Source organism: Sphingomonas sp. VDB2 (assembly GCF_047946695.1).
In the GTDB taxonomy this organism is placed as follows: domain Bacteria; phylum Pseudomonadota; class Alphaproteobacteria; order Sphingomonadales; family Sphingomonadaceae; genus Sphingobium; species Sphingobium bisphenolicum.
This window is the reverse complement of record NZ_CP159615.1, coordinates 2,164,361-2,189,651: the sequence shown is the minus strand read 5'-3', so window position 1 is coordinate 2,189,651 and position 25,291 is coordinate 2,164,361. Positions and strand designations below refer to the sequence as shown.

General features: G+C 66.1%; 28 protein-coding genes and 1 pseudogene. 13 read left to right on the top strand and 16 right to left on the bottom strand.

Annotation, left to right across the window (positions count from 1 at the left end):
• The first annotated feature begins 11 nt into the window (after positions 1-11).
• The 3 genes from ABT375_RS10910 to ABT375_RS10900 are packed head-to-tail and all read left to right on the top strand — an operon-like array spanning position 12 to position 3,218.
• Entirely contained in the window at positions 12-1,325 is a 1,314-nt protein-coding gene (locus tag ABT375_RS10910; RefSeq protein ID WP_416462422.1) for a DUF58 domain-containing protein, read from the top strand.
• On the top strand, positions 1,322-2,356 hold the full coding sequence (locus ABT375_RS10905) for a stage II sporulation protein M (protein WP_416462421.1): 1,035 nt from the start codon (positions 1,322-1,324) through the stop codon (positions 2,354-2,356). The genes ABT375_RS10910 and ABT375_RS10905 overlap by 4 nt, the downstream gene beginning before the upstream one ends.
• Positions 2,340-3,218 carry an RDD family protein gene (locus ABT375_RS10900; protein ID WP_416462420.1) on the top strand — a complete coding sequence of 293 codons (879 nt, stop codon included), beginning with the start codon at positions 2,340-2,342 and terminating at the stop codon, positions 3,216-3,218. The genes ABT375_RS10905 and ABT375_RS10900 overlap by 17 nt, the downstream gene beginning before the upstream one ends.
• A 12-nt stretch (positions 3,219-3,230) precedes the next feature.
• Here ABT375_RS10900 and pgeF read toward each other — a convergent pair whose 3' ends face one another.
• Positions 3,231-4,004, bottom strand: a complete 774-nt coding sequence (pgeF, locus tag ABT375_RS10895; RefSeq protein WP_416462419.1) for a peptidoglycan editing factor PgeF — start codon at positions 4,002-4,004, stop codon at positions 3,231-3,233.
• 172 nt (positions 4,005-4,176) lie between these two features.
• Between pgeF and ABT375_RS10890 the strand changes: the two genes are divergently transcribed.
• Positions 4,177-5,739 carry an amino acid permease gene (locus ABT375_RS10890; protein ID WP_416462418.1) on the top strand — a complete coding sequence of 521 codons (1,563 nt, stop codon included), beginning with the start codon at positions 4,177-4,179 and terminating at the stop codon, positions 5,737-5,739.
• A gap of 69 nt (positions 5,740-5,808) precedes the next feature.
• Here the strand turns inward: ABT375_RS10890 and ABT375_RS10885 are convergent, their stop codons facing one another.
• Entirely contained in the window at positions 5,809-7,080 is a 1,272-nt protein-coding gene (locus tag ABT375_RS10885) for a multidrug effflux MFS transporter (protein WP_416462417.1), read from the bottom strand.
• 226 nt (positions 7,081-7,306) lie between these two features.
• Between ABT375_RS10885 and ABT375_RS10880 the strand changes: the two genes are divergently transcribed.
• The gene (locus ABT375_RS10880) at positions 7,307-7,603 is read left to right on the top strand and encodes a hypothetical protein (protein WP_224548267.1); all 297 of its coding nucleotides are present in this window, start codon (positions 7,307-7,309) and stop codon (positions 7,601-7,603) included.
• Here ABT375_RS10880 and ABT375_RS10875 read toward each other — a convergent pair whose 3' ends face one another.
• Genes ABT375_RS10875 through ABT375_RS10855 form a run of 5 tightly spaced genes read right to left on the bottom strand, consistent with a single transcriptional unit; the run spans position 7,604 to position 10,831 of the window.
• On the bottom strand, positions 7,604-8,737 hold the full coding sequence (locus tag ABT375_RS10875) for a GNAT family N-acetyltransferase (RefSeq protein WP_416462416.1): 1,134 nt from the start codon (positions 8,735-8,737) through the stop codon (positions 7,604-7,606). It abuts the gene before it with no gap.
• Positions 8,730-9,380, bottom strand: a complete 651-nt coding sequence (locus ABT375_RS10870) for a glycerophosphodiester phosphodiesterase family protein (RefSeq protein ID WP_416462415.1) — start codon at positions 9,378-9,380, stop codon at positions 8,730-8,732. The genes ABT375_RS10875 and ABT375_RS10870 overlap by 8 nt, the downstream gene beginning before the upstream one ends.
• Positions 9,381-9,429: 49 nt before the next feature.
• Positions 9,430-9,894 carry a RidA family protein gene (locus ABT375_RS10865; protein WP_224548264.1) on the bottom strand — a complete coding sequence of 155 codons (465 nt, stop codon included), beginning with the start codon at positions 9,892-9,894 and terminating at the stop codon, positions 9,430-9,432.
• Complete coding sequence (locus ABT375_RS10860; protein ID WP_416462414.1) at positions 9,891-10,547, bottom strand: HAD family hydrolase; 657 nt, start codon at positions 10,545-10,547, stop codon at positions 9,891-9,893. The genes ABT375_RS10865 and ABT375_RS10860 overlap by 4 nt, the downstream gene beginning before the upstream one ends.
• On the bottom strand, positions 10,544-10,831 hold the full coding sequence (locus tag ABT375_RS10855; RefSeq protein WP_416462413.1) for a DUF3572 domain-containing protein: 288 nt from the start codon (positions 10,829-10,831) through the stop codon (positions 10,544-10,546). Before ABT375_RS10855 ends, ABT375_RS10860 begins: the two co-directional genes overlap by 4 nt.
• Positions 10,832-10,898: 67 nt before the next feature.
• Between ABT375_RS10855 and ABT375_RS10850 the strand changes: the two genes are divergently transcribed.
• Complete coding sequence (locus ABT375_RS10850; RefSeq protein ID WP_224548261.1) at positions 10,899-11,261, top strand: response regulator; 363 nt, start codon at positions 10,899-10,901, stop codon at positions 11,259-11,261.
• Positions 11,262-11,414: 153 nt separating this feature from the next.
• The gene (locus ABT375_RS10845; RefSeq protein WP_416462412.1) at positions 11,415-13,277 is read left to right on the top strand and encodes a PhoX family protein; all 1,863 of its coding nucleotides are present in this window, start codon (positions 11,415-11,417) and stop codon (positions 13,275-13,277) included.
• Positions 13,278-13,478: 201 nt separating this feature from the next.
• Here the strand turns inward: ABT375_RS10845 and rpmG are convergent, their stop codons facing one another.
• Positions 13,479-13,646, bottom strand: a complete 168-nt coding sequence (gene rpmG / locus ABT375_RS10840; RefSeq protein ID WP_066599119.1) for a 50S ribosomal protein L33 — start codon at positions 13,644-13,646, stop codon at positions 13,479-13,481.
• Between the two features lie 213 nt (positions 13,647-13,859).
• On the opposite strand from rpmG, the gene ABT375_RS10835 reads away from it, so the two are divergent.
• The 3 genes from ABT375_RS10835 (at position 13,860) to ABT375_RS10825 (ending at position 15,371) form a co-directional block, all read left to right on the top strand.
• Positions 13,860-14,189, top strand: a complete 330-nt coding sequence (locus ABT375_RS10835) for a hypothetical protein (protein WP_261936011.1) — start codon at positions 13,860-13,862, stop codon at positions 14,187-14,189.
• 13 nt (positions 14,190-14,202) lie between these two features.
• Positions 14,203-14,769, top strand: a complete 567-nt coding sequence (locus ABT375_RS10830; RefSeq protein ID WP_261936012.1) for a TMEM165/GDT1 family protein — start codon at positions 14,203-14,205, stop codon at positions 14,767-14,769.
• A 110-nt stretch (positions 14,770-14,879) separates the two neighbouring features.
• Complete coding sequence (locus tag ABT375_RS10825) at positions 14,880-15,371, top strand: Dps family protein (protein WP_224548257.1); 492 nt, start codon at positions 14,880-14,882, stop codon at positions 15,369-15,371.
• 69 nt (positions 15,372-15,440) lie between these two features.
• Here ABT375_RS10825 and ABT375_RS10820 read toward each other — a convergent pair whose 3' ends face one another.
• The 7 genes from ABT375_RS10820 to ABT375_RS10790 all read right to left on the bottom strand — a co-directional run bounded on the left by ABT375_RS10820 (position 15,441) and on the right by ABT375_RS10790 (position 22,255).
• The gene (locus ABT375_RS10820; RefSeq protein ID WP_224548256.1) at positions 15,441-15,911 is read right to left on the bottom strand and encodes a GreA/GreB family elongation factor; all 471 of its coding nucleotides are present in this window, start codon (positions 15,909-15,911) and stop codon (positions 15,441-15,443) included.
• Between the two features lie 83 nt (positions 15,912-15,994).
• Entirely contained in the window at positions 15,995-17,821 is a 1,827-nt protein-coding gene (gene cobT / locus ABT375_RS10815; protein WP_416462411.1) for a cobaltochelatase subunit CobT, read from the bottom strand.
• On the bottom strand, positions 17,818-18,600 hold the full coding sequence (locus ABT375_RS10810; protein ID WP_416462410.1) for a tyrosine-protein phosphatase: 783 nt from the start codon (positions 18,598-18,600) through the stop codon (positions 17,818-17,820). The genes cobT and ABT375_RS10810 overlap by 4 nt, the downstream gene beginning before the upstream one ends.
• Positions 18,597-19,019, bottom strand: coding sequence for an OsmC family protein (locus ABT375_RS10805; protein ID WP_416462409.1), 423 nt, complete (start codon positions 19,017-19,019; stop codon positions 18,597-18,599). The genes ABT375_RS10810 and ABT375_RS10805 overlap by 4 nt, the downstream gene beginning before the upstream one ends.
• A gap of 47 nt (positions 19,020-19,066) precedes the next feature.
• Positions 19,067-20,074 carry a cobaltochelatase subunit CobS gene (gene cobS / locus ABT375_RS10800; protein ID WP_224548250.1) on the bottom strand — a complete coding sequence of 336 codons (1,008 nt, stop codon included), beginning with the start codon at positions 20,072-20,074 and terminating at the stop codon, positions 19,067-19,069.
• Between the two features lie 86 nt (positions 20,075-20,160).
• On the bottom strand, positions 20,161-21,453 hold the full coding sequence (locus ABT375_RS10795; protein WP_416462408.1) for an Hsp70 family protein: 1,293 nt from the start codon (positions 21,451-21,453) through the stop codon (positions 20,161-20,163).
• 181 nt (positions 21,454-21,634) lie between these two features.
• Positions 21,635-22,255 carry a J domain-containing protein gene (locus ABT375_RS10790; protein WP_224548247.1) on the bottom strand — a complete coding sequence of 207 codons (621 nt, stop codon included), beginning with the start codon at positions 22,253-22,255 and terminating at the stop codon, positions 21,635-21,637.
• A 45-nt stretch (positions 22,256-22,300) separates the two neighbouring features.
• Here ABT375_RS10790 and ABT375_RS10785 point away from each other — a divergent pair, with 45 nt between their 5' ends.
• The 3 genes and pseudogenes from ABT375_RS10785 (at position 22,301) to ABT375_RS10775 (ending at position 24,253) form a co-directional block, all read left to right on the top strand.
• Positions 22,301-22,588, top strand: a complete 288-nt coding sequence (locus ABT375_RS10785; protein WP_224548246.1) for a BolA family protein — start codon at positions 22,301-22,303, stop codon at positions 22,586-22,588.
• Positions 22,589-22,644: 56 nt separating this feature from the next.
• A pseudogene (locus ABT375_RS10780) lies at positions 22,645-23,351 on the top strand (glutathione S-transferase).
• Positions 23,348-24,253, top strand: coding sequence for a pirin family protein (locus tag ABT375_RS10775; RefSeq protein WP_416462407.1), 906 nt, complete (start codon positions 23,348-23,350; stop codon positions 24,251-24,253). Before ABT375_RS10780 ends, ABT375_RS10775 begins: the two are co-directional and overlap by 4 nt.
• Before the next feature lie 60 nt (positions 24,254-24,313).
• Here the strand turns inward: ABT375_RS10775 and ABT375_RS10770 are convergent, their stop codons facing one another.
• The gene (locus ABT375_RS10770) at positions 24,314-25,126 is read right to left on the bottom strand and encodes a zinc-ribbon domain-containing protein (protein ID WP_416462406.1); all 813 of its coding nucleotides are present in this window, start codon (positions 25,124-25,126) and stop codon (positions 24,314-24,316) included.
• Positions 25,127-25,291 lie beyond the last annotated feature (165 nt).

Here is a 25,291-nt window from a genome sequence, read left to right as displayed (position 1 = left end):
ACCAACCGCCCATGATCTATCCCACACGCACAGCCATATGGACGGCGGCGGCTGGCGCGCCCGCGACGCTGCTCGTTGCGCTGCTGGTGCCGGGCCGCTGGTACGCCGCGCTCGCCTGGCCGGTGGCGGTGCTGCTCGCAACGCTCGCCGACGCGCTGCTGGGCAGCCGGCCGGCGCAGGCAGCGCTGCGGCTCGACGTGCCCCGCACCGCCAGCGTCGGCGCGCCGGTGGAGGCGGCGGCGCATGTGACGATCGCGGGCGTCCCCCCGGCGCGCGCGCAACTGCTGCTGGACACCGGACCGCTGCTTAAAGCGGAGGATGGGGACGGCCTCTGGGTCGACCTACATGCGGGCAAGGCGTCTGCCGCCATTCCGCTGCGCACCGTCCGGCGCGGCACGGCGCGGATCGCGCGCGGCTGGCTGCGCTGGAAAGGACCGCTCGGCCTCGTCTGGAAACAGCGGATCGTGCCGCTCGACGCGACCATGGCGATCCTGCCCGACATCCGCCCGGTGCGCGATCGCGGCGCGCAGATCTTCCAGCGCCACGCGCTCCAGGGGTTGATGGCGCAGGTCGATCGCGGCGACGGCGCGGATTTCGACGCGCTGGTAGAGTTTCGCTCCGGCATGGACCGGCGCGCGATCGACTGGAAGCAATCGGCCCGGCACTCCAAGCTGCACGCCAAGGAATTCCGCTCCGAACGCAACAACCAGATCGTCTTCGCGATCGATGCCGGCCGGCAGATGAGCGAGCCGGTGGCGGGTCTCAGCCGTCTCGACCGCGTCGTATCGGCCAGCCTGCTGACCGCCTGGGTCGCGCTCAAGCTGGGGGATCGGGTCGCGCTCCACGCCTTCGATTCGCGCCCGCGCATCGCCAGCGGTCTGGTGTCGGGCGCCGCCGCCTTTGGTGAACTTCAGCGCCTCGCCGCCCGTATCGACTATAGCGGGGAGGAAACCAACTACACCCACGCCCTCACCACGCTCGCGACGCGCCTCACCCGCCGTTCGATGATCGTCCTCTTCACCGAATTCACCGACCTTACCTCGGCCGAATTTCTCGTCCGCGCCGCCAGCCGCCTGGTCGAAACCCATGTGCTGCTGCTGGTCGTCCTGCGCGACGAGGAACTGGAATCGATCCTCGACCGCCGGCCCCGCAATGCCGACGACGTCACCCGCGCCGTTACCGCGGCCGCCCTGCTGCGCGACCGGCTGATGGTGCTCACCCGGCTGCGGCATCTGGGCGCCCATGTCATCGAGGCCGAACATGATCGGGTCGCCGACCGGCTGGTCCAGGGCTATGTCGATCTCAAGCGGAGGAACCTGCTGTGAGCGCGCTCATCGACGGCCGCGCCGCCGCCCCTCTGGTCAACGCCAGCCGCTTCCGCGCCGCGCATGAAGGCGAATGGGACCGGCTCGACCAGCTCGTCACCCGCATGGAGAAACGCTCGGTCCGCGCCCTGTCGGAAGACGACATCCTCGCCCTGCCGCTGCTCTACCGCTCCGCCCTGTCGTCGCTCTCGGTGGCGCGCGAAACCTCGCTCGACCGGGCGCTCGTCACTTATCTCGAACAGCTCTGCACCCGCGCCTATTTCCAGCTCTACGGCGTGCCCGACACCGCGACCCGCCAGCTTGCCCGCTTCTTCGCGCGCGACTGGCCCTTGAGCGTGCAGGCGCTCTGGCGCGAAACCCTGATCTGCCTCGTCCTGACGGTGGCGGGCGTCGTCGCCGGCTGGTGGCTCGTCGCCACCGATCCGAGCTGGTATTACAGCATCATCCCCGACGCGATGTCGGGCGGGCGCGATCCGTCCGCCAGCGCGGAAACGCTGCGCGCCACCATCTACGGGCCGCAGGAAGGCGGCGGCCTCGCCACCTTCGCCGCTTATCTCTTCACCCATAACAGCCAGGTCGCGATCTTCGCCTTTGCCCTGGGCTTCGCCTTCACCGTGCCGACCGTGCTGCTGCTCGTCTATAACGGTCTCACCCTGGGCGCGATGCTCTGCCTGTTCGCGCAAAAGGGGCTGGGTCTCAACTTCCTTGGCTGGCTCACCATCCACGGCTCGACCGAGATGTTCGCCATCATTCTGGCGGGCGCGGCGGGCATGAAGATCGGCACCGCCGTTGCCTTTCCGGGGCGGTATGAACGCACTGACGCCGCCGTCATCGCCGGGCGCAGCGCCGCCATCGCGATGGCGGGCGTCGTCCTCATGCTGCTGGTCGCGGGCCTGCTCGAAGGGATCGGGCGGCAGACGGTCCAGTCGGACGCGATGCGCTATGGCATCGGCCTGGCCGCGCTGGCCGGCTGGCTGACCTATTATTATCTCCCCCGTCGCCGGGAGGGTGAAGATGCACTGGCGGCGTAACCGCGCGCCCAGCGCGCCCGCCTCGCTGCGGCGCAGCTTCGTCACGCCCGAAGGCGTCGACCTGCGCCTGGAGCTGGCGAGCGCAGGGACGCGGGCCTCGGCCTTCATCCTCGACATCCTCATCCTGTTCATCAGCCTGATCCTCGGTACGATCCTGCTCGGCCTGCTCGGCATCGCCCAGGCGCGCGCCGAAATCTTCCTGATCCTCTGGCTGGTGGGCGCCTCCATGCTGCGCAACGGCTGGTTCATCCTGTTCGAAATGGGCGGACGCGGCGCGACGCCGGGCAAGCGGCTGCTCGGCCTGCGCGTCGTCGCGCGCGACGGCGGGCGGCTGACCGGCGGCGCGGTGATCGCCCGCAACGCCCTGCGCGAGATCGAAGTCTTCCTGCCGTTGTCCTTCCTCGGCATGCAGGCGTCGCAGGGCGCGGCCGACGGCTTCCTGACCCTCTTCGCCCTGTGCTGGACCGGCATCTTCCTCTTCTTCCCGCTGTTCAACCGTGACCGGCTGCGGGTGGGGGATCTGCTGGCGGGCACATGGGTCGTGAACAATGTGCGGGCGAAGCTGGGCGCGGATCTCGTCGCCGCCCGTGCGGAGCAGCCGCGCCGGGTCTTCAGCGACGCCGCGCTCGACCTCTACGGCATCTACGAGCTGCAGACGCTGGAAAATGTGCTGCGGGGCGGCCAGGACGATGCGATCGTCACCGTCGCCGCGACGATCCGACGCAAGGCCGGCCTGCCCGACGACGGCGATGATTATGGCTTCCTTTCCGACTATTACGCCGCGCTTTGCGCCCGCCTGGAACGCGCCATGCTGGTCGGTCGCCGCCGCGAGGACAAGCATGCGACGACGGGGCGGCGTTAAGACCGGCCTGTGTCAGCCCGGCAGGGCGATCATCGAAATCTGCCGCCCATAATCGCTTTCGCCCCGATGGCAGGACCGGCGGTAACTGTAGAATCGGTCGGGCTGGCTATAGGTGTCCTCGTCCAGCATCGCGATCCGCGCCACGCCAGCCCCCGCCAGCCGCGCCGCGACATAGGCGGCGATATCGAACTGGCAATGGCGCGCGCGCCCCGGCGTGAAGAAGCGCTCATTGGCCGCGTCCTCCTTGGCGAAGCGCACTGCGAAGTCGTCGCCCACCTCATAGGAGACGCGACCGATGCACGGCCCGATGGCGCAGGCAATTCGCGCCGGATCGGCCCCCAGCGCCACCATTGCGTCGATCGTGCGGTCCGTGACGCCTCCGATCGCGCCCTTCCACCCCGCATGGGCCGCGCCCACCACGCCCGCCGTCGCATCGGCGAACAGCACCGGCACGCAGTCGGCGGTCAATATCCCCAGCACCAGCCCCGGCCGGTCCGTCACCAGCGCGTCGGCGCCCGGTCGTTCGCCCTCTGCGATCGGCGCGGTCACCGTCACGACGTCGGGCGAATGGACCTGCCGCACCGTCACCAGCGTCGCACCGGGCAGCAGCGCGTCACGCGCCAGGTCGCGATTGCGCAGCACTGCGTCGCGATCGTCCGCCGATCCCAGGCCGACATTCAGCCCTGCATGGACCCCGGTCGACACGCCGCCGCGCCGCCCGGCAAAACCATGGGGCACGGCTTCCATGTTCCCATCCAGTCCTCGCGCGCGCAGCAATTCGATCATCAGGTCAGTTCCTTGTCAGGTCCACGTCGCTATCCGTCACTCATGGACGAGCATGTCGCACGCACGCAACATACTTGCGCGCGGCGGATTAGGCGATAGTCTCCCGTCCATAGCTCAACGGGGGCGGCGCACGCCGCCCGAGCAGAACAAATGAGTGTAAAGGGCATCATCCATGATTTTCGGGCGCGTTAAGCCTCTCGACGCCATATTGGCGACGGCCGAGAAGAAATCGCTGCACCGGTCGCTGGGCGCATTCCAGCTGACCATGTTGGGCATCGGCGCCGTCATCGGCACCGGCATCTTCGTGCTGACGGCGGAGGCCGCGCAAAAGGCGGGGCCGGGCATGATGCTCTCCTTCGTCATCGCCGGTTTCGTCTGCGCCGTCGCGGCGCTCTGCTACGCCGAAATGGCCGCCATGGTCCCGGTGTCGGGTTCGGCCTATACCTATAGCTACGCCGTGATGGGCGAACTCATTGCCTGGATGGTCGGCTGGGCGCTGATCCTGGAATATGCGGTCGCGGCCGGTGCGGTATCGGTCGGCTGGTCCGGCTATGTCGTGGGCCTCATCGAACATACTTTCCATATGGACATACCCGACCTGCTGACCCGCGGTCCGTTCGACGGCGGCATGGTCAACCTGCCCGCGATGCTGATCGCATCGCTGGTCACCTGGCTGCTGGTCATCGGCACGAAGGAAAGCGCGACCGTCAACGCCGTGCTGGTGCTCATCAAGGTCGCCGCGCTTACCCTGTTCATCGTCTTGGCCCTGCCGGTCATCAACATGGACAAATTCACCCCCTTCGCCCCGCTCGGCTTCTCGGGCATTTCGGCGGCCGCCGCCTCGATCTTCTTCGCCTATGTCGGCTTCGACGCCGTCTCCACCGCCGCTGAGGAAACCAAGAATCCGCAGCGCAACATGCCGATCGGCCTGATCGGCTCGCTCGGCATCTGTACCATCTTTTACATGCTGGTCGCCGCCGGCGTCATCGGCACCGTCGGCGCGCAACCGGTTGCGGGTCCGGGTGGCGAAATACTGGCCCCCGGTTCGGCCGCTCTGTCGCAGCAATGCGCCGCGCTCGCCGCCGCCGGCACCGAAGCCGTCACCTGCTCGAAGGAAGCGCTGGCCTGGACCCTGCGCGAAATCGGCTGGCCCCAGATCGGCAACCTGCTCGGCCTTGCCGCCGGCCTGGCGCTGCCTTCGGTCATCCTGATGATGATGTTCGGGCAGACCCGCATCTTCTTCGTCATGAGCCGCGACGGCCTGCTGCCCGCGGTCTTCTCGAAGGTCCATCCGACCTACAAGACGCCGCATGTCATCACCATCCTGACCGGCATCTTCGTCGCGCTGTTCGCCGCCTTCTTCCCGGTCGGCATCCTGGCGGACATCTCCAACTCGGGTACACTCTTCGCCTTTGCCGCCGTGTCGATCGCGGTGATGCAACTGCGCAAGACCGATCCGAACCGTGCCCGCCCGTTCCGCACCCCCGCGATCATGGTGACCGCGCCGATTGCGATCCTGGGCTGTCTCTATCTCTTCTGGAGTCTGGGCGTCGAAACCAAGCTGATGTTCGTCGGCTGGGCGGCGATCGGCCTGCTGGTCTATTTCGGCTACAGCCGCAGCCGCAGCCATGTCGGCCGCGGCGTGGTGGATGTGGCGGAGGACGATGCCGGCATCCCGCCCCAGCCGGTGCCGCCGCTCCCCGGCGCGCATACGCCGGGCGGCAAGGACGCCTGATCGCGGACGATCAAGCACGAAAAAAAGGGGCGGTTTTCCGCCCCTTTTTCTTGCCGGCGTCAACGCCGATTAATGGAAGTCGATTTCCGCCTCGCGCAGGGCGCCATGATGGGGGCGGGTGAACAGCTTGCCGCGTTCGGCCCAGATCACGATCAGGAAAGACCCGATGCCGAACACCAGCAATCCGGTGGTGAAGGGCAGGGTGGTGCCGTCGAAGGCGCGGCCGACGATGCTGCCCAGTGCGCTCGACAGCGCCGTCGTCAGGAACGCCTGGAAGGAGGAGGCGACGCCCGCCCCCCGGTGGAACGGTTCCATCGAAATCGCGCTGAAATTGGACGCGGTGAAGGCGACAGTCATCATCGTCATGGCCTGCAGCACCATGAAGGTGGTCAGCGTTTCCATGCCGGCCAGGATCACCGCCAGATGGACCGCGGCGATCAGGATGAAGGCGATCAGCGCGCTCTGGCTCATCCGCCGCGCGCCGAAACGCTGCACCAGCCGGCTATTGATCAGGCTGCCGATGCCCATGCACCCGGCGATCGCGGCAAAGGCGATCGGAAAGATATGCTGGGCATGGAACACGTCGAAGAAAATCTGCTGCACCGACAGGATGAATCCGATCAGGCCGCCCATCACCACGCCGCTCGCCAGCATATAGCCGATCGAGCTGCGCGTGCGCATCACCATGCCGACCGTTTGCATCAGCGATCGCACCGTGATCCGCATCCGGTTTTCCGGATGCAGCGTTTCGGGCAGGCGCACCGTCATCCAGATCAGGATCAGGCTGGCCAGGATCACCAGCGCCCAGAAAATCCAGCGCCACGGTGCGATCCACAGCACCGCCTGGCCGAAGCTGGGCGCCATTACCGGGATCAGCATGAATACCGCGAAGATCAGAGACATCACCCGCGCCATGGCGTCGCCCTTGAACCGGTCGCGCACGATGCCCACCGTAATCACCCGGCTCGCCCCGGCGAAAAAGCCGGCGCAGGCCCGGCCCGTCAGCATCATGGTGAAGCTCTGCGCGCTGGCGCAGGCGACCGAGGACAGGATGAACAGCGCCATCGCCCATCCGAGCACGCGTTTGCGCCCATAGCGGTCGGACAAGACGCCGAACAGCAGAGACCCGAACCCCAGCCCGAGGAAATAGACGCTGATGATCAACTGCCGGTCATTGGGATGCGGAATGGCGAGATCACGGCCGATTTCCGGCAGCGCCGGCAGCATCGGGTCGATCGACAATGCGTTCATCGCCATCAGGCAGGCGCATAGCAGCACGAATTCGCGGAACTGGATGTCCTTGCGCGCTGGGACGGGCGAAGCAGGGGAGGCTGGACTCATGCCGGGGGCTATGCGGGCATCGGCCCGATGATGCCAGTCCCAATCCGCCACTGATCGTAAGAAGTTCGCGGGAGCGTTAACCCTGGCCGCGTTCCGATTACCTTACGACCGCGCCGATATGGCGAAAATCGCGTTAACCATTTTTTATCGCTTCCCGGTCCAACCTGCTGTTCGTGGAAAAGGGGGTCCAGATCCATTGAGTTAGATTGGGAACAGGGGAAATCACATGGGCAACAGCATCAAGAGCGCAGAATTTCTAATGGAAGCCCGTCTGTCGCGGGGGGCATATGGATCGGCGGAAGACTGTTTCGACCTGGGCGTGGCCTATAGCTGCGGCACCGGCGACCTGCCGATCGATCTGGTCGAAGCGCATAAATGGTTCAACCTGGCGGCGCTGCGCGGCAGCGAGCAGGGCCAGTCCATGCGCGCCGAAATCGCCGAGGAAATGACCGCGCGCGAAATCGCCGAGGCGCAGCGCCAGGCCCGCGCCGTCATCGCCGCGAGCCAGTTGCGCGCGGCCTGATCAGTCGCTTTTCCTGAACGGGGTTCGTTCGGCCAGCCACATCCGGTCCTGCCGCACGCCCGCGCGCTCGGCCGTCAGGAAATCGGCGATAGCCCGGCGGAAGCCCGCATTGGGAATATAGTGGGCGGAAAAGGTCGGTTCGGGCGCATAGCCCCGCGCCAGCTTGTGCCCGCCCTGCGCGCCCGCCTCCACCTTGTGGAGCCCACGCGCGATCGCCGCGTCGATCGCCTGATAATAGCAGAGTTCGAAATGCAGGTTGGGGACATCCTGCGTGCAGCCCCAATAGCGTCCGTACAGCGTATCCGCGCCGATCAGGTTGAGCGCGCCCGCGATCGGCTGCCCGTCGCGCAGCGCCAGGATCAGCAGTATCTTCTCCGCCATCGTCTCGCCCAGGATCGAGAAGAAGGCGCGGGTCAGATAGGGCTGCCCCCATTTGCGCGCACCGGTATCCTGGTAGAAGCGCCAGAAAATATCCCAATGCCTCTCGGTCAGGTCGCCGCCGCTCAGATGGGCGATCTCCAGCCCCTCGACCGCGCGCGCGCGTTCCTTGCGGATATTCTTGCGCTTTTCGCTCGACAGGTCGGCCAGGAAATCGCCGAACCCGCCATAGCCGCGATTGGTCCAGTGGAACTGGCTGTCCTCCCGGATCAGCCAATCCGCCGCCTCGAACAGCGGCAGCTGATCGGGCGCGATGAAGGTCGCATGCGCGGACGAGAGATTATTGCGCTCCACCAGCGTCTCGATCCCCGCGATCAGGGCGGGGGCATATGCCTCGTCCCGCAGCAATAATCTCGGGCCGGGCACGGGAGAAAAGGGCGCGGCGATCTGGATCTTGGGATAATAGCGCCCGCCCGCCCGTTCCCAGGCGTCGGCCCAGCTATGGTCGAACACATATTCGCCCTGGCTGTGGCTCTTGCCATAGGCGGGCGCTGCCGCGGCGATGCACCCGTCCGGCCCGTCGACCACGATCGGCAGCGGTTGCCAGCCGCTGCCCTCGCCGACGCTCCCCGATCGTTCCAGCGCGGCCAGGAAATCCCAGCTCACGAACGGATTGCCGTCCCCCGCGCACGCATTCCACTGGTCGCGGTCGAAATCCGCGACTCCCGATGCGATCCGCGCCACCAGTTCAGTCATGGCCACGCTCGAAGATGCTCTGGTCGGCATGGATCGCCGCACGGGCGCGATCGGCGGCGCTGCGCACGGTCCATGTCAGCACGGGCAGTCTCCCGGCGCGGGCGCGGCGGGACAGGCGGGATGGCAGGTCGCGAATGTCACAGGCCAGAAAATCGGGTTTCGACAGCCAAAGCGCAAGGGCGCGTGCGATGCCGCCGCGAATCCGCCCCTTGCCCTGCTGCGTCACGACAAGGCCGCGCACCTGTCCAACTTGCTGTTTCACGAACCAGCGCATCGCCCATGGATTGAACGACATGACCGCCACCGGCGCATCGGGCCAGCGGCTAAGGTCGTGGGCCACCGCTGCGCAGACGGACCGGACATGCCGCCCCTCCGCCTTGATCTCGACCAGCAACGGGACCCGTCCGCCACATCGCGCCAGCAGCGCCGACAGGCGCGGGATCGCGCCGCCATCGGGCAGGGGGACGCCGTCAAGCGCCACGGCATCGAGCGCCGCGACCGCTTCGTCGCGGCCCGCCATCCGCGTCAATATCGCGTCGTGAAAGACGAAGGCGACGCCATCCCGGCTCGCCCGGACGTCGCATTCGATGCCATATCCCGCGGCGATGGCGGCGTCGAACGCCGCCATCCCATTCTCGCTCATCCCCTCGCCATGCCATCCGCGATGGGCGAAGGGGCGATCGGTCGGAAAATCAGGCCTGCGCTTTGACAAGCACGATCGCATCGATTTCGACCACCGCGCCCAGCGGCAGCACCGGCACGCCGACCGCGCTGCGCGCGTGCTTGCCCGCCTCGCCGAACACCTCGACCATCAGTTCGGACGCGCCATTGGCGACCTTGGGCTGGTCGGTGAAGCCTGGCGCGCTGCTGATGAAGGCGCCCAGCTTCACGATCCGCTCGACCCGGTCGAGCGATCCCAGCGCCGCCTTCATCTGGGCGATGAGGTTGAGGCCGCACACCCGCGCTGCGGCGACGCCATAGTCCAGTTCCTTGTCCTCGCCCAGCCGGCCGGTCATCAGGCCGTCGGGCGCCAGCGAGATCTGGCCGGAAATGTGCAACAGTCCGTTCGCCTCGACCGCGGCGACATAGGCGGCGACGGGTGCGGCGGCCTGGGGCAGGGTGATGCCCAGTTCGGTCAGGCGGGCTTCGATGCTCATGGGTTAGCTCCTTGGGTTGCGTCAATATCGACGGGGGCTGGCCCTTCGGCCAGCCGCTGCGTGATCCACTGTTCGGCGCCCGCCCAACTGTCGATCCGCGCATGGGCATGGGTCGCGTCCGCCACGCTGGCGGCGATTTCCGGTTCGCCGACCATGTGCAGCCGCCACACGCCCGGCGCATGGGCGGCGACCGACTTATGATGTTCGGCCAGGTCGTCGATGAACAGCGCGACGCTGGGTTGGCGCTCCGCCACGATGGCGGCCAGCGGCGGTCCCTTGCCGCCCTGGTTCCAGTGAACCGGCAGGGTCAGGCCATGCGACGCCAGCTGTTCGGCCCGCCGCTGCTGGTGCCGCTCGGTAATGTTGGTCAGCACGACGATGTCTGCCACACGGGACAGGCGCTGGATCGTCTCGATCGCGCCCGCGATCGGCGTCTGCCGGTGCATCTCGGTCTCGAAAAAGCCCAGCAGCAATTCCCATACCAGCGCCCGCTCGACCACCGCGCCGCTGTCCTTGTGCCGCAGCGCCTCGCCAAAGCCGCGCTCATGCATGTCGAAATGCACGTCATGCGTCTCGTCCAGCCAGTGGCGGAAGGGCACGACCATGTGCAGCAGCACCTCGTCGCAATCGGTGATGATCAGCGGGCGGGTCATCGGCTCAATCTCTCCTGCGCCGCGATCAGCGCGGCGGGGGTTGTGTCGATCGCCTCGGCGCAGGCGATCAGGTCCGGCTCATGGTCGGCCAGGAAGGCCAGCACCGCGCCCAGGATCGCCGGATTGTCGATTCCCGCGCGCAGCGCATCGGCATCCAGCCCGGTCAGCGACAGCAGCCGGTCGGCCCGTCCGACGTCGCTCAACGTCCATCCCAGCGCCATCAGCGCCAGGGTTGCGGCATCCGGGCCGCTATCCTGCTTGCCATTCGCTGTATCGGGTCGCATGGTTGGTTCTCGGGGCGGGGGCCGCTATAGGCGCGCTCCAAAGGCATTTTCGGACCGCGGGTGACTGGTGGCAAAGCGCGTGCTCGTTGTCGAGGACAACGAACTCAATCTGAAACTTTTTTGCGACCTGCTGCGCGCGCACGGGCATGAGGTGCTGCCGCTGCGCGACGGGCGCGACGTCCTGGCCCAGGCGCAGGCCTTCCTGCCCGACCTCGTCATCACCGACATCCACCTGCCCCATGTCAGCGGTCTCGACCTGATCGTTTCGCTGAAGGCGGACGAACGGCTGTCCGCGGTCCCGATCATGGCGGTCACCGCCTATGCCGGGCATGGCGACGAGGATCGGATTCGCGCCGCCGGCGCCCAGGCCTATGTGTCGAAACCGATATCGGTGCTGCGCTTCGTCGAGCAGGTTAACGCCCTGCTGTAACGTTTCCGACAGCTTCGTCACCGCGCTGTCATATCCTTTTCATGGGCGTGACTTCGTTTCGAAGTCCTGCCGTCATTCCGCTCTGCCACCTCGCTGCCCCAAGGGCGCGGCGTTCCGCCGACAGCCCTGCAAACACTACAGGGGTAGATATCCATGTCTCATCTGACCGACGAGGCCCGCGCGCCGTCTCGCGCCGCGCAGCCCACCATCGATATGGGCGACCAGAGCCTGGAGGCGATCATCGCCGCCAATCCGGGCCGTCGCTCCGTGCTGAAGAACGGCCTGCTCGGCCTGTCGATCCTGCCCATGCTGGGTACGCTGGCCGCGTGCGGCGACGATGATGACGATTCGAGCACGCCGACGCCGACGCCGACCCCCACGCCGACCCCGGCGCCCAGCTACGGCATCAGCTTCGCGCCCGTCGCCGCCAACATGAACGACACCGTGACCGTGCCCGCCGGCTATACCGTCGACGTCCTGCTGAAGGCCGGCGATTCGGTCGAAACCGGCACGGCTTATTCGGGCAGCTTCCCGACGGCGGCCGATGCCGAAAAATGGGCCGGCGGCAACCATGACGGCATGGAATATTATGAACTGTCCGGCACCGACGCGAACAGCGGCGGCCTGCTGGCGATCAATTTCGAACTGCCCGACTTCAACATCCTGTTCGCGGACGGCCAGCCCGATCCCGTCACCGCCACGGCGGAACAGCGCGCCATCGCCCTGTCGGGCGTGGGCGTGGGCGTCGTCGAGATCGCCAAGGGCTCGGACGGCAAGTGGGGCGTCAAGGCCGGCTCCAAATATAACAAGCGTTACACCGGCAACAGCATCTATCGCGCCAGCGGCCGCGCCTCCGGCCTGCTCTCGACCTCGATCAAGGGCACGCTGAACAACTGCTCGTCGGGCCGCACCCCCTGGGGCACCTATCTGACCTGCGAGGAAACGACCGACAATTATCTCGATCCGTCGCAGCCGGAGGAAAATTACGGCTGGGTGGTCGAAATCGATCCCTATCAGGAACTGGACGCCGCGACCAAGCGCACCGAGCTGGGCCGTTTCGACCATGAAAATACCGCCTATATGGCCGACAGCAACAGCCGCGTCGCCTTCTATATGGGCCATGACGGCACGCCGGGCTGCATCTACAAATTCGTCTGCGACCGCGCCTTCAGCAGCAGCAACCGCGCCCAGAACCGCGACATGCTCGATCGTGGCACCCTCTATGTTGCCCGCTTCAACGCGGACGGCACCGGGGAATGGCGCGCTCTGGTCCAGGGCCAGAACGGCCTCGTCGTCGGCGCTTCGGACCCGGGCAACGTCAGCCAGGGGCCGCAGACCCCGGCGATCGTCGACTTCCGCAACCAGGCGGATGTCCTCATCAACACCATCTCGGCCGCCCGCGTCGCCGGCGGCACCGTCATGGACCGTCCGGAATGGATCACGGTCGCGCCCGACAACAGCGCCGTCTTCGTGACGCTGACCAACAACAGCAGCCGCGCGGTCGTCGATGCCGCCAATCCGCGCACGCGCAATCGCCACGGCCACATCATCAAGTTCAAGGAAGAGGGCAATTCGCCGCTCGCCATGAAGTTCAGCTGGGAAATCTTCCTGCTGGCGGGTGATCCGAGCCTGGCCGGCTTCGGCGACAAGCTGGAAGGCAATATCAACGGCGATACCTTCTCCAGCCCCGACGGCATCCGCATCGATCCCAAGGGCCGCCTGTGGGTCCAGACTGACCACAGCGTTCCCGGTTCGTCGGGCGATTCCTCGCGCACGATCGAGCAGATCTTCGGCCAGAACGCGATGTTCTACATCGACCAGACCACCAAGAAGTCGTCGCGCTTCCTGGTCGGGCCGAAGGGCTGCGAGATCACCGGCCTTGCCTATACGCCGGACCTCAAGACCTTCTTCGTGAACATCCAGCATCCCACCGGCGACTGGCCGGTGTCGGGCCAGGAGCCGCGCTCCTCGACCATCGTCGTGCGCCGCACCGACAGCCAGCCCGTCGGCAACTAGACATCATATTAAAAGCCCCTCCCCTTCAGGGGAGGGGGTTGGGGTGGGGGCGTCCGAAAGGCGCTCCCATTTCCTTTGCTAAGCTACGGCGCAGATCGTCCCTGCCGCACCAACAGGAAAAGGCCCGTTCCCACAAGGGGACGGGCCTTTTCCTGTTTGAAACCGAAAGATCAAACGCGCAGGCGGGAAGTCCGCAGCGGTTTACTTGATCTTGGCTTCCTTGAACTCGACATGCTTGCGCACGACGGGGTCATATTTGCGGAAGCTGAACTTCTCGGTCTTGGTGCGCGGGTTCTTCTTCGTGACGTAGAAGAAGCCAGTGTCAGCCGTGCTGACGAGACGAATCTTGACGGTTGCCGGCTTGGCCATGGCCCTATTCCCTGGTCGTAATTGCGTAAAAAGATAAAGCGGCCCCCCGGATGTGGAAGGGGGACCGCCCCGTTTCAGCGGTGGCCCATGGGGCAGATTCGGGTTCATGTCAAGGCTGGGCATCCCATCGCGCACCGCGATCTACAGGCTTTACACGCCTTTAACCAATCGGGCGCATGATCGTTGGCGGGGCGACAAGACGGGGGCTTTCCCATGCGACATGATCCGATGCTGGCCATATTGGCGGACCTGATGCGCCGGGTCGACGGGCTGGCGAACCAGCGCGGCCACCTGTCGGTGCCGCGTCTGCATGACGAACTCGACCAGATTCGCCACATCGCCCGCGCCTTCCGGCTCGATGCCGTCGAAGGGCTTGCGGGCACGCTCGAATCGGCTTTGTCGCTGCACGGGCTCGGTCCGATCGTGCTGTCCTATCTCGACTTGATGCGCGATGCGATCGCGCAGGACATGCCGGTCGCCGACATCGTGTCGATGATCCCGCCGGCGATGCCGTCCGCCACCGTCCGCGCGCTGCGCGCCTGATTCGCGCCGCCGGATGGACGCCCTGCTGATCGCCCTGCTCGGCTGCCTGCTCGGCGAAATCGGCGACAAGAGCCAGTTGCTCGTTCTCGCGCTCGCCACCCGCTACGATCGCAACGGCGCGATCATCGCCGGCATCGTCGTCGCGGCCGCTGCCAACGCCGCCCTCTCCGCCTTTGCCGGCGCGTGGATCGGGCCGATGCTGGGCGCGGACGCCCGGCTGCTCTTCATGGCGCTGTCCGTCCTGTTCCTGGGCGCTGGCCTGTTCTGGCGGCCCTCCGCGCCCGATCCGCTGGCCGGCTGGCCGACCGGCGCTTTCCTGACCACCGCGCTCGGCCTCTTCATCCTGGGCTTTGGCGACGGGCCGCAATTCCTGATCCTGGGGATCGCCACCCGGACCGCCGATCCGATGCTGGCCGGCATCGGCGGCACCATCGGCGTCATCGCCGCGCTGGTTCCCGTCGTGCTGCTGCGCGATCGCATCCTGGCGGTGCTGCCGCTGCGGGCGATCCGCTGGACCGGTGGCGTTCTGCTCTTGCTGGCGGGGGCCGTGATGGCGCTCGTCGCAACCGGGCTGCTCTGATCGACCCACTGCATCAGGCTGATCGGGATTTCCTGCCTGAAAAAATGGCACCAACTTGGCGCGAGATCATTATATATCCGAAATCATTTTCGCGAACAGGAGGATAGTGCATGACCGCGCCCGATCTGAAGACCCCGACCGACCTCAAGAGCAATGCGACCAAGTCGGTGGCCGACGCCCTCAACGGCGCGCTGGCGGACAGCTATGCGCTGTATCTCAAGACCAAGAATTTCCACTGGCACGTCTCCGGTCCGCATTTCCGTGATTATCATCTGATGTTCGACGAGCAGGCGACCGAGATATTGGGCGTGACCGACCTGATCGCCGAGCGCGTGCGCAAGACCGGCAACGTCACGCTACGCTCAATCGGCGATATTTCGCGGCGCCAGACCGTCAAGGATAACGATGCCGAGTTCGTCGGCCCGGCAGACATGCTCAAGGAATTGCGCGACGACAATCTGGCGCTGGTCGAAACCTTCCGCGCGGTAAAGGCCGCCGCGACCGAGGCGGGCGACAACGCGACCGAGGGCATTGTCGACGACTGGACCGACCAGGCCGAACAGCGCGCCTGGTTCCTGTTCGAAGCTGCCCGCGGGGTCTGATTCGCCTTAAGCCCATGAAAGAGCCCGCCGGTGCAGACCGGCGGGCTCTTTCATATCCGGAGCGAAGGATCAGGCCTCGCTGGCCACCGCAATCTGTACGATCTCGACCGCTTCGCTCTTACCGGCGAAATCGACCTTCTCGCCGACCGCCGCATCCATCATCGCGCGGGCGAGCGGGGCGGAAAAGCTGATCCGCCCTTCATTGGGGTCGGCCTCGTCGTCGCCGACCAGTGCCACCGTCCTTTCCTGCCGGTTCAGGCGATAGGTCACCCGCGTCCCGAAGGCGACCGCGTCGCCACCGGGCGCAGCCTGCAACTCCGCCGTCGCCCGCCGCGTGCGCCAGTAGCGCAGCACTCGCTTGTGCTTCTTGGCGGCCTCTTCCTCCATTGCGGCGGTATCGACGGCTTCCAGCGCCTCGACCTTCTCCCGCGTCAGCCGCAGTCCGCGCGCGGTGACCCAATTGGGGCCGGGCGGGATCGGCAATTCGAACTTGGGCTCCATATGCTCGTCATCGCTCTCGCGACGGAAGGCGACGCTCATGTCAGTCTCTTTCCTGAATATATCATCCGTTCGGTATGAGCCTCGAAGCCCGCGCCCTCGACGGGCTCAGGGCGAGCAATCGCTCAATCCTCGTCGAACAGACCCGCGAGCTGCTCCACCATGGTCCCGCCCAGTTGTTCGGCGTCCATGATCGTCACCGCCCGCCTGTAGTAACGCGTCACGTCATGGCCGATGCCGATCGCCACCAGTTGCACCGGCGATCGATTCTCGATCCAGTCGATCACCTGGCGCAAATGCCGCTCCAGATAGGTGCCGCTGTTCACCGACAGGGTCGAATCGTCCACCGGCGCGCCGTCGGAGATCACCATCAATATGCGTCGCTCTTCGGGCCGCGCGATCAGCCGGCTATGCGCCCATAGCAGCGCCTCGCCGTCGATATTCTCCTTCAGCAGCCCTTCGCGCATCATCAGGCCCAGATTCTTGCGCGCCCGCCGCCACGGATCGTCGGCCTTCTTGTAGACGATATGGCGCAGGTCGTTGAGCCGCCCCGGCATCGGCGGACGCCCGGCGGCCAGCCATTCCTCGCGGCTCTGCCCGCCCTTCCACGCCCGCGTGGTAAAGCCCAATATCTCTGTCTTGACCCCGCACCGCTCCAGCGTGCGCGCCATGATGTCGGCGCTGATCGCCGCGATGCTGATCGGCCGCCCGCGCATCGACCCGCTATTGTCGATCAGCAGCGTGACCACGGTGTCGCGAAATTCGGTGTCACGCTCGATCTTGTAGGACAGCGAATGGGTGGGATCGATCACGATCCGCGCCAGCCGCGCCGCGTCCAGCATCCCTTCTTCCTGGTCGAAGTCCCATGACCGCGACTGTTGCGCCATCAACCGCCGCTGCAAGCGGTTGGCGAGCTTCGTCACCGCGCCTTGCAAACTCACCAGTTGTTGGTCGAGGAAGCCGCGCAGCCGCACCAGCTCATCTTCGTCGCACAGCTCTTCGGGGCTGACGACCTCGTCGAACTTCAGCGTATAGGCCTTATAGTCGAAACCGGGCGGCAGGTCGGACATCGGCCGGTTGGGGCGGACCGGCATCATGCCTTCCTCGCCCATATCGTCCGCGCCTTCGTCGCTGTCGGCGTCGAACTCGTCGCTATAGTCGGTTTCGCCCTCTTCGCTGTCGCCGCCCTGATCCTCGGCGCGCGCTTCGGCATTCATGTCGCTGTCGCCGGATTCCTCCTCGCCGCTGTCGCCCTCTTCCGGCTGGTCCTCCTCGTCCTCGCTTTCGTCCTGCGATTCGGGCTCGTCCGTGTCGGGCGGCACGTCGGCGTCGATCAGTTGCAGATGCTCAAGCATCGCGGTGGTGAGCTTCTGGAAGGCGCGCTGGTCGTCGATCGCCATGGTCAGGGCATCCAGGTCGGACCCCGCCTTGTCCTCGATCCACTGGTCGACCATCGCCACGCCCGCCGCCACATCCTTGGGGATGGCCTGGCCCGTCAGCCGCTCGCGCACCTTCAACGCCAATGCAGTGGACAGCGGCACCTCGTCGGCCGACCGCGCCCGGCGGATCGCATCGGACTTCAGCCGCAGGTCCAGCGCATGGTTGAGGTTGGCGCGCACGCCCTCCATCGCCCGCGCGCCGATCGCTTCGACCCGTGCCTGCTCGACCGCGTCGAACACCGCGCGCGCGACCGCCTCGCCCGGCGCGGAGGCGGCATGGACCCGGGCGTTATGATGGCGCAGCTTGAGCGCGGACGCATCGGCGAAACCGCGCGCCAACGCCACCTGATCGGCGGGCAGGGCGCGGCTGGGCGTCGGCACCTTGATCGCCTTGCCCACGGCATGGGGGGTATCGGCGGTGAAGGCGACCTCGACCTCGGCGTCGCGCGTCATCGCCCGCGCCGCCCCGGACAGCACATCCTTGAAGGCGTCGAGAGGGGAGCGTTCGGTCATGATTCGAGCAACGCCTCGCACAAGGCCGCGCGCGCCGCCGCACCCACACCCAGCACATCGCGCAAATAGCCATCGATGCCGCCATGCATCGCGTCGAACTGCGCGAACAACGCCTCCAGATAGGCCGCGTCGGCGATCAGCAGCGGCTCCACCACATCGGCCCTGGCCTGTTGCAGCCGGCTCAGATGGTTCTCGCCCTGCGCCAGCCGCCATGTCCAGTCGGCATGGCTGTTGGTCAGCAGATAATCTTCGATGATGACATCGCGCGATACGCCCAACGCCGCCAGCACCATTGCCGCGCCCGCGCCGGTGCGGTCCTTGCCCGCCGAACAGTTGATCAGGATCGGCAGGTGGCCGGCCAGCATCTGTCGGAACATCGCGGCATAGGCCTCGGCGTGGTCGGTCGCGATCTCATGATAGACGGCCAGCATCGCCGCCTTCATGTCCGCGGCGGTCGTCCGGTCTTCGCGCACCAAGTCCATCAGCACGCCGGTCGCCCCGCTATAATCGCGGCAATAATAATCGACGCTCGCGTCATGCCAACTGGTCGGTTCCGACTTGCGCTCGCCCGGACGGCGAAAATCGCAGATGGCCCGGATGCCCAGCGACCGTAATTGCGCGCTGTCCTCCGGCGTCAGCAGCGCCATCGTGCCCGACCGGTACAACATGCCGCGGCGTACCCGCCGGCCGCCCATGGTTGGATAACCGCCAAAATCGCGCAGGTTGAACGCGCTGGCCAGCGGCAGTCCGCTGCGTTCCATCACCGCCTCCTCGCTCATGGCCGCTCCGGTTCGCCAACGCGCGGCACGGCAATCGTCTCGATCTGCGTCTCGACTTCGCTCATCAGCTTGTGGACCGGGCATTTTGCCGCCACCGCGATCAGCTTGTCATGCTGCTCGTCGCTCATGTCGCCGGTCAGGGCGATGCGCGTGGTCAGCTTGTAGACGCCCTTGCGCTCCTGACTCGCATCGCGAACCACGCCGACATGGATAGCCTCCAACGGAATATCGTTGCGCTGCGCATACCAGAGCATCGTCATCGCCTTGCACGCGCCCAGCGCCGTATCATAGAGGTCATGGGGGTCCGGCCCGGCATCATGCCCGTCCGGCGCCGACATGTCGGCCACGATCTCATGCCCCCGGATGCTGATCCGGTGCGCCGTCCCGCCATTGGGGTCGATCCGTTCGACGACGATCATCTCTTGTCTCCCTGCCGTGCCAAAAGCGCCACTAGCAGGGCGAACGGTCAGTTCGCCCGGCTCGCCACGCTTTCCGGCAAGTCCTTGCCGAACACGCGCTGATAATATTCGGCGACCAGGGCCCGTTCGGCCTCATCGCATTTGTTGAGGAAGCTCAGGCGGAAGGCGAAGCCGACATTCTTGAAGATCAGCGCATTCTGCGCCCAGCTGATGACGGTGCGGGGCGACATGACGGTCGAGATATCGCCGTTGATGAAGCCCTGCCGCGTCAGTTCGGCGACCTTGATCATATTCTCGACTTCCTTGCGGCCGCCCTCATGATCATATTCGCCGGACTTGGCCAGCACCACCTGCGCTTCGGTCGCGGCGGGCAGATAGTTCAGCGCCACCACCAGATTCCAGCGGTCCATCTGACCCTGGTTGATCTGCTGCGTGCCATGATAGAGGCCTGTCGTATCGCCCAGACCCACGGTGTTGGCGGTCGCGAACAGGCGGAAATGCGGGTTCGGGCGGATCACACGATTCTGGTCGAGCAGCGTCATCTTGCCGTCCGTCTCCAGCACGCGCTGGATCACGAACATCACGTCGGGGCGACCGGCGTCATATTCGTCGAACACCAGAGCGACCGGGCGCTGCAACGCCCATGGCAACAGGCCTTCCTTGAACTGCGTGACCTGCTGCCCGTCCTGCAACACGATGGCGTCGCGTCCGACCAGGTCGATACGGCTGATATGCGCGTCCAGGTTGATGCGGATGCACGGCCATTTCAGGCGTGCGGCGATCTGTTCGATATGGCTCGACTTGCCGGTGCCATGATAGCCCTGCACCATCACGCGCCGGTTGAACGCAAAGCCCGCCAGGATCGCCAGTGTGGTGTCCGGGTCGAACACATAGGCGGGGTCCAAGTCGGGCACGCGCTCATCGGCCTGGCTGAAGGCCGGAATCTTCATGTCGACGTCGATGCCGAAGACGTCGCGCGCATCTACTTCGCGGTCGGGCGCTTCCAGCAGCGTTTCGGCGCGGGTGTCGGGCTGAACGTTGGAAATATCGGTCATCGGGTCATCATCTTCCTGCGAGTCATGTCCGCCCTAAACGATCCATGAAGGCGATGTCGAGAGAGTGGGGGCAAGGCGCGCCGGGATCAAGCTGCCCATTCCGCCAAATTGGCTTCCTCGCCGATCAGCGCCAGCCCGTGCGCAATGGAGGTCAGCTCGCCCCCCGTCGCCAGCCGATCCTGCCCGAACCGCCGGCGGAAAATGGCGCGGATCGCCGGAATGAGCGACGACCCGCCGGTCAGGAACACCCGGTCGATGCTGTCGGGCGCGACATCGGCCTTGGCCAGCGCCTTGTCCACCGTTTCCTCGATCCGGGCGATGTCGGGCGCGATCCAGCGTTCGAAATCGGCGCGCGTCACCGCCTGCTCGATCTCCAGCCCGCCGCCCGAAAAGCGGAACATGGCCTCCTCCTGTTCCGACAATGCGCGTTTCAGCGCACCGACCGCATCATAGAGCGGATAGGCCAGCTCCTTTTCGATCACGGTCATCATCCGCCCGATCGCGGCCGGCTCCTTCGCCGTCTTCTGCAACCGCGCCAGTTCGTCCATCGTCCGCCGGTTGCGCATCAGGGCGAGGCGCGACCAGTCGGCGAAATCGGCGAAATAGCTGCGCGGTATCTCCAGTTCCTTGCCGAAACTCTGGTAACTGCCGCCCTTGCCCAGCATCGGCAGCACCAGATGGTCAAGGATGCGATAGTCGAACCGGTCGCCCGCCAGCCCGATACCGGTCGATCCGAGAGGCACGCAGCGCCGCGCCGCACCCGGCGCCTCGACCCGGACCAGCGAAAAGTCGCTGGTGCCACCGCCAAAGTCCGCGACCAGGATCGTCGCCGCCTCGGTCAGCCGGCTGGCATAGCTGAACGCCGCGCCCAGCGGCTCGTATACATAATGAACCTCGGTGCCGAACCCGGCGAACATCGCGTCATACCGTTTGCGCGCCAGCGCTTCGTCCGGCCGCGATCCGGCATATTCGACCGGCCGCCCGACCACGATCCGTTCGGGCCTGTTGTCGAGCGACCCGCCCGCATGAGCGATCATGCGCTTGAGGAACATCTGGCCCAGTTCCTCGAAGCGGAACCGCTTCTCGAACACATTGGCGGTTTCGAAGATCGGGCTGGCCGCCACCGACTTGAAGCTTTGCAGGAACCGGCTGTCCTCGGGATAGGCCATATATTCCGCGATCGCCCACGGCCCCGCTTCATGCGCCATGCCGCCCTTGACCGCCTCGTCATGCCAGAAGCACAGCGCCGACCGGAACACCGCGCCGGTTGCGTGCCGTCCGGCAAATTCCACCAGCCGCGACTCCCCGCCGCCCGCCAGCGCGGCGACGCTGTTGGTCGTGCCGAAATCGAGGCCCAGCGCGCGCGGCACGTCCTGCATGGTCAGTCTCCGGGGGATTAAAGGCCGGGCGCTATGGCAGGCCGACCGGGCTTGGGCAAGGGGCGCGCTGTCCTACACGCTCGCCCGCTGCTATGCTCGCACCGGCTCTTTCCCATCGTCGGCATCCTGCTGCATTTGCCATATGCGATATGCGCGCAATTCGTGAGGTTCCGGCCGGCAATCATGCAAAAGCGGCGGCTTTGCGCAGATGGGCATAGGCTTCGATCACCGCCTGCAAGGCGCTTTCATGGGTGCGATCGCCCCCATTATGGTCGGGATGATAGCGGCGCAGCAACGCGGTATAGCGGGTGCGCAGCGCCTTGCGGTCGGCGTCGATCTCCAGCCCCATGACCGATAGCGCCTTGCGATCCTCGCCCGACAGGAACTTGCCGTCCTGCCGCACCTGTGCGTCGGCCCGCGCCTTGGCCATGCGCTCCCTGAACTTCGCCCCGATCGCATCGAGCGGATCGACGAAATCCGCCCATTTGGGTGACGGGCTATGCGCATGGGCGGAAAAGGCGCGCGTCTCCCGTTCCCAGCCGGCATAGGGGCGCTGCGCCGCGGCGATCTCGTCCGGGGTCATGCCGGTGAAGAAATTATAGCCCTGGTTGAACGCCTTCACATGCTCCAGGCAGAACCAGCGCCAGCGCGGCCCTGCGTCGCCCAGCCGGGCGCTGCCGTCTGCCGGGGGCGCGCGGAACTCGCCGGGCTCCGGGCATCCGGGCGCGGCGCAGGGCCGGTCGCCCTCCACCCGGCCATGGAAGCGGTTGAAACGACGGGTGGAGAAAGGATCGCTGCTCAAGATTGTCCTGATGATCTGGCTGGCAAAGCGACCTATATAGGAAATATGACCACAGACCTCAAAGGCCCCGTTGCCACCGAAATCGAGGCGCGGCTGCGCGCCGCCCTGTCGCCGGACCATCTCGCCGTCATCGACGACAGCGAAAAGCATCGCGGCCATGCCGGCCATGACGGATCGGGTGAAAGCCATTTCACCGTGGAGATCGTGTCGGATCGCTTCACCGGCCAGAACCGCGTCGTGCGCCAGCGGCTGGTCAACGCCGCGCTCGCCGACCTGCTGGCGGAAAAGGTCCACGCCCTCGCCATCAGGGCGCGCGCACCCGACGAGGCATGAGACTTTAGCATTGGCCGGGCGTTCATCCTGCTTCGCCAAGCAAGGAGCGCCCGTCCATGGCCTATGATTTCTGGTACTGGCCCACCATAGCCGGCCGGGGCGAGTTCGTCCGCCTGACGCTGGAAGCCTGCGGCATCGCCTATCGCGACCGCGCGCGGGAAGAAGGGGCCGACGCATTGATGGCCGACATGGCGGATCATGCGCGCGGCCCCGCCTTCGCGCCGCCCTATCTCGGCATCGACGGCACCACCGTCGCCCAGACCGCCAACATCCTCTTCTACCTGTCCGAACGGCATCAATGCGGCCCGTCGGGGATGAAGAGCCGCTACTGGCTCGCCCAAATCCAGCTCACCATCATGGATCTGGTGGCGGAGGCGCATGACGTCCATCATCCGATCGGCGTCGATCTCTATTATGAAGATCAGAAGGCCGAATTGCTGCGTCGCGCGCATGGCTTTCGCGACCAGCGCATTCCCAAATTTCTCGACTATTTCGAATATGCTCTGAAATCCGAAGTCGGCGACTGGCTGGCGGGCGCGCGCTGGAGCTATGCCGATCTGTCGCTGTTCCACTGGTCGCCGGCCTTCGCTATGCCTTTCCCCGGCGCATGGCGACGCTGATGCCGCGCTATCCCGAACTGGCCGCGCTGCACGACAGGGTTGTGGCCTTGCCCGAATTGCAGGACTATCTATCCAGCGACCGGCGGTTGCCCTTCAGCCAGAAGGATGTCTTCCGCCATTATCCCGAACTGGACGCCCCATGACCGCAGACGACCTCATCCTTCAGACGATCACCCCCACCAGCCATAATCTGGGCGATTTCCGGGTGCATCGCTCGCTCCCGGTCCAGGGCCGCACCATGGTCGGCCCATTCATCTTCTTCGACCAGGCGGGGCCAGCGAAGATCGGCGCGGGGCAGGGCATCGACGTGCGCCCGCACCCGCACATCAACCTCGCCACCGTCACCTATATGTACGAAGGCGCCTTCCTGCACCGCGATTCGCTGGGCACCGAGCAACTGATCGAGGCGGGCGCGGTCAACCTGATGACCGCGGGCAAGGGCATCGTCCATTCGGAGCGTTCGCCCGACGCGGACCGGGCCAAGGAATTGAAACTGTCGGCGATCCAGACCTGGCTCGCCTTGCCCGATCGCTATGAGGAGATGGACCCGGCGTTCGAGCATGTCGGCGAAGGCGGCATGCCGGTGATCGACGACGGCCATGTGCGCGCGCGCGTCATCATGGGGTCGCTCTGGGGCGAAACCTCGCCGGTCACGACCTATGCCCAGACCATCTATGCCGATATCCAGCTCTCGCCGGGCGGCTGCATCGCTATCGACCCGTCCGCCGACGAGCGCGCCATTTACGTCTCTGGCGGCGATGCCATGCTGGACGGGCTGATGCTCATACCCCAGACGCTCTATGTCCTGCGACCCGGCACTTCCGCCACCCTGATGAGCGTGGATGGCGGCCGGGTGGTACTGTGCGGCGGCGAAGCCTTCACCTCGCCCCGCCATGTCTGGTGGAACTTCGTCTCCTCGACCCAGGACCGGCTGATGCAGGCGCGCGAGGATTGGGAAGCGATGCGCTTCCCCCTCATCCCAGGCGACGACCAGGAGTATATCCCCATCCCGCAGGGCCGCCCAAAGACGGTCAGCTACCCCTGATCGACGCTGCAAAGGCAGGGGCGGGCGGAAGTCGGCCACCTGCCTTGCTGCCAACTTGCCTTACTGAACAAAGGTCAGTGACAGATTCTCGGCATTTTTGGGAATGTCGATCCGGCTCTCGTTGATCGACGCCTCTTCGCCGGGCTTCAACCGGCTCTTGTCCGCCTTGGTGGTCCAACTAAACACCAGCCGGTTCTGCCGGTCGCGCAATTGCACCAGCACCGGCGGCACCGGCAATGCCTGCGTCCCGCTGTTCACGATCCGCGCTCCGAAGGCGAAATATTCCTCCCCGGTCGGCAGCTTGCGCCGCTCGGCAGGCTTGGACAGGTAGAAAAGCAGGTCCGGATCGCCCTCTTCGCCGACCAGCCCCATCGACACCATCCAGGCCGGTGGCCCGAAATAGAAGAAGGCGCCACCCGCCGCTGCGACGAGCAGGCAGAAGCCGATGGCGGCATAGGTCCATAGCTTGAGCGGATTGCGCCGCGCCTTGAACGGCGGCGCAGGGACGAAGCGGCTTTCCTCGACCGGATCGGTCGGCGCACCGGCATAGATGTCGTCGAACCGATTATCCGCCGGGGCCGCGATCGGGGGCGCTTCCGCAGGGGGCGCGTCCTCGACCGCGGCCGGCGCGACCGCAGCCATGCCGGGATCAACGACTGGGGGAGGGGGAGGTGGCGGCGCAGCGACGGGCGGTGGAGGGGGCGCGACGGGCGCGGCGACCGGAACCGGCGGCGTGTCGCGTTCCGGCAGGGCCGGCGGTTCCTGGAACCAGCTATGCTTGCACGCGGCGCAGCGGACCTGGCGGCCGCTCGTACCAACAGCACTGTCCGGCACGACATAGCGCGTCGCGCAATTGGGGCACACCAGGATCATGATGCTTCATAGGCATGGCAGGGACTCGCGCGCAAGCGGTCAACGACAGCCGGTGTGATTCGACCGCGACTCGCGGCGATATGCGGCGCGGGCTTTACGGCGGGCCGCCCGCTGTGCCATGGCTGACGCTTCGATACGCAGGGAGCGCGACGGCGCGATATTTCA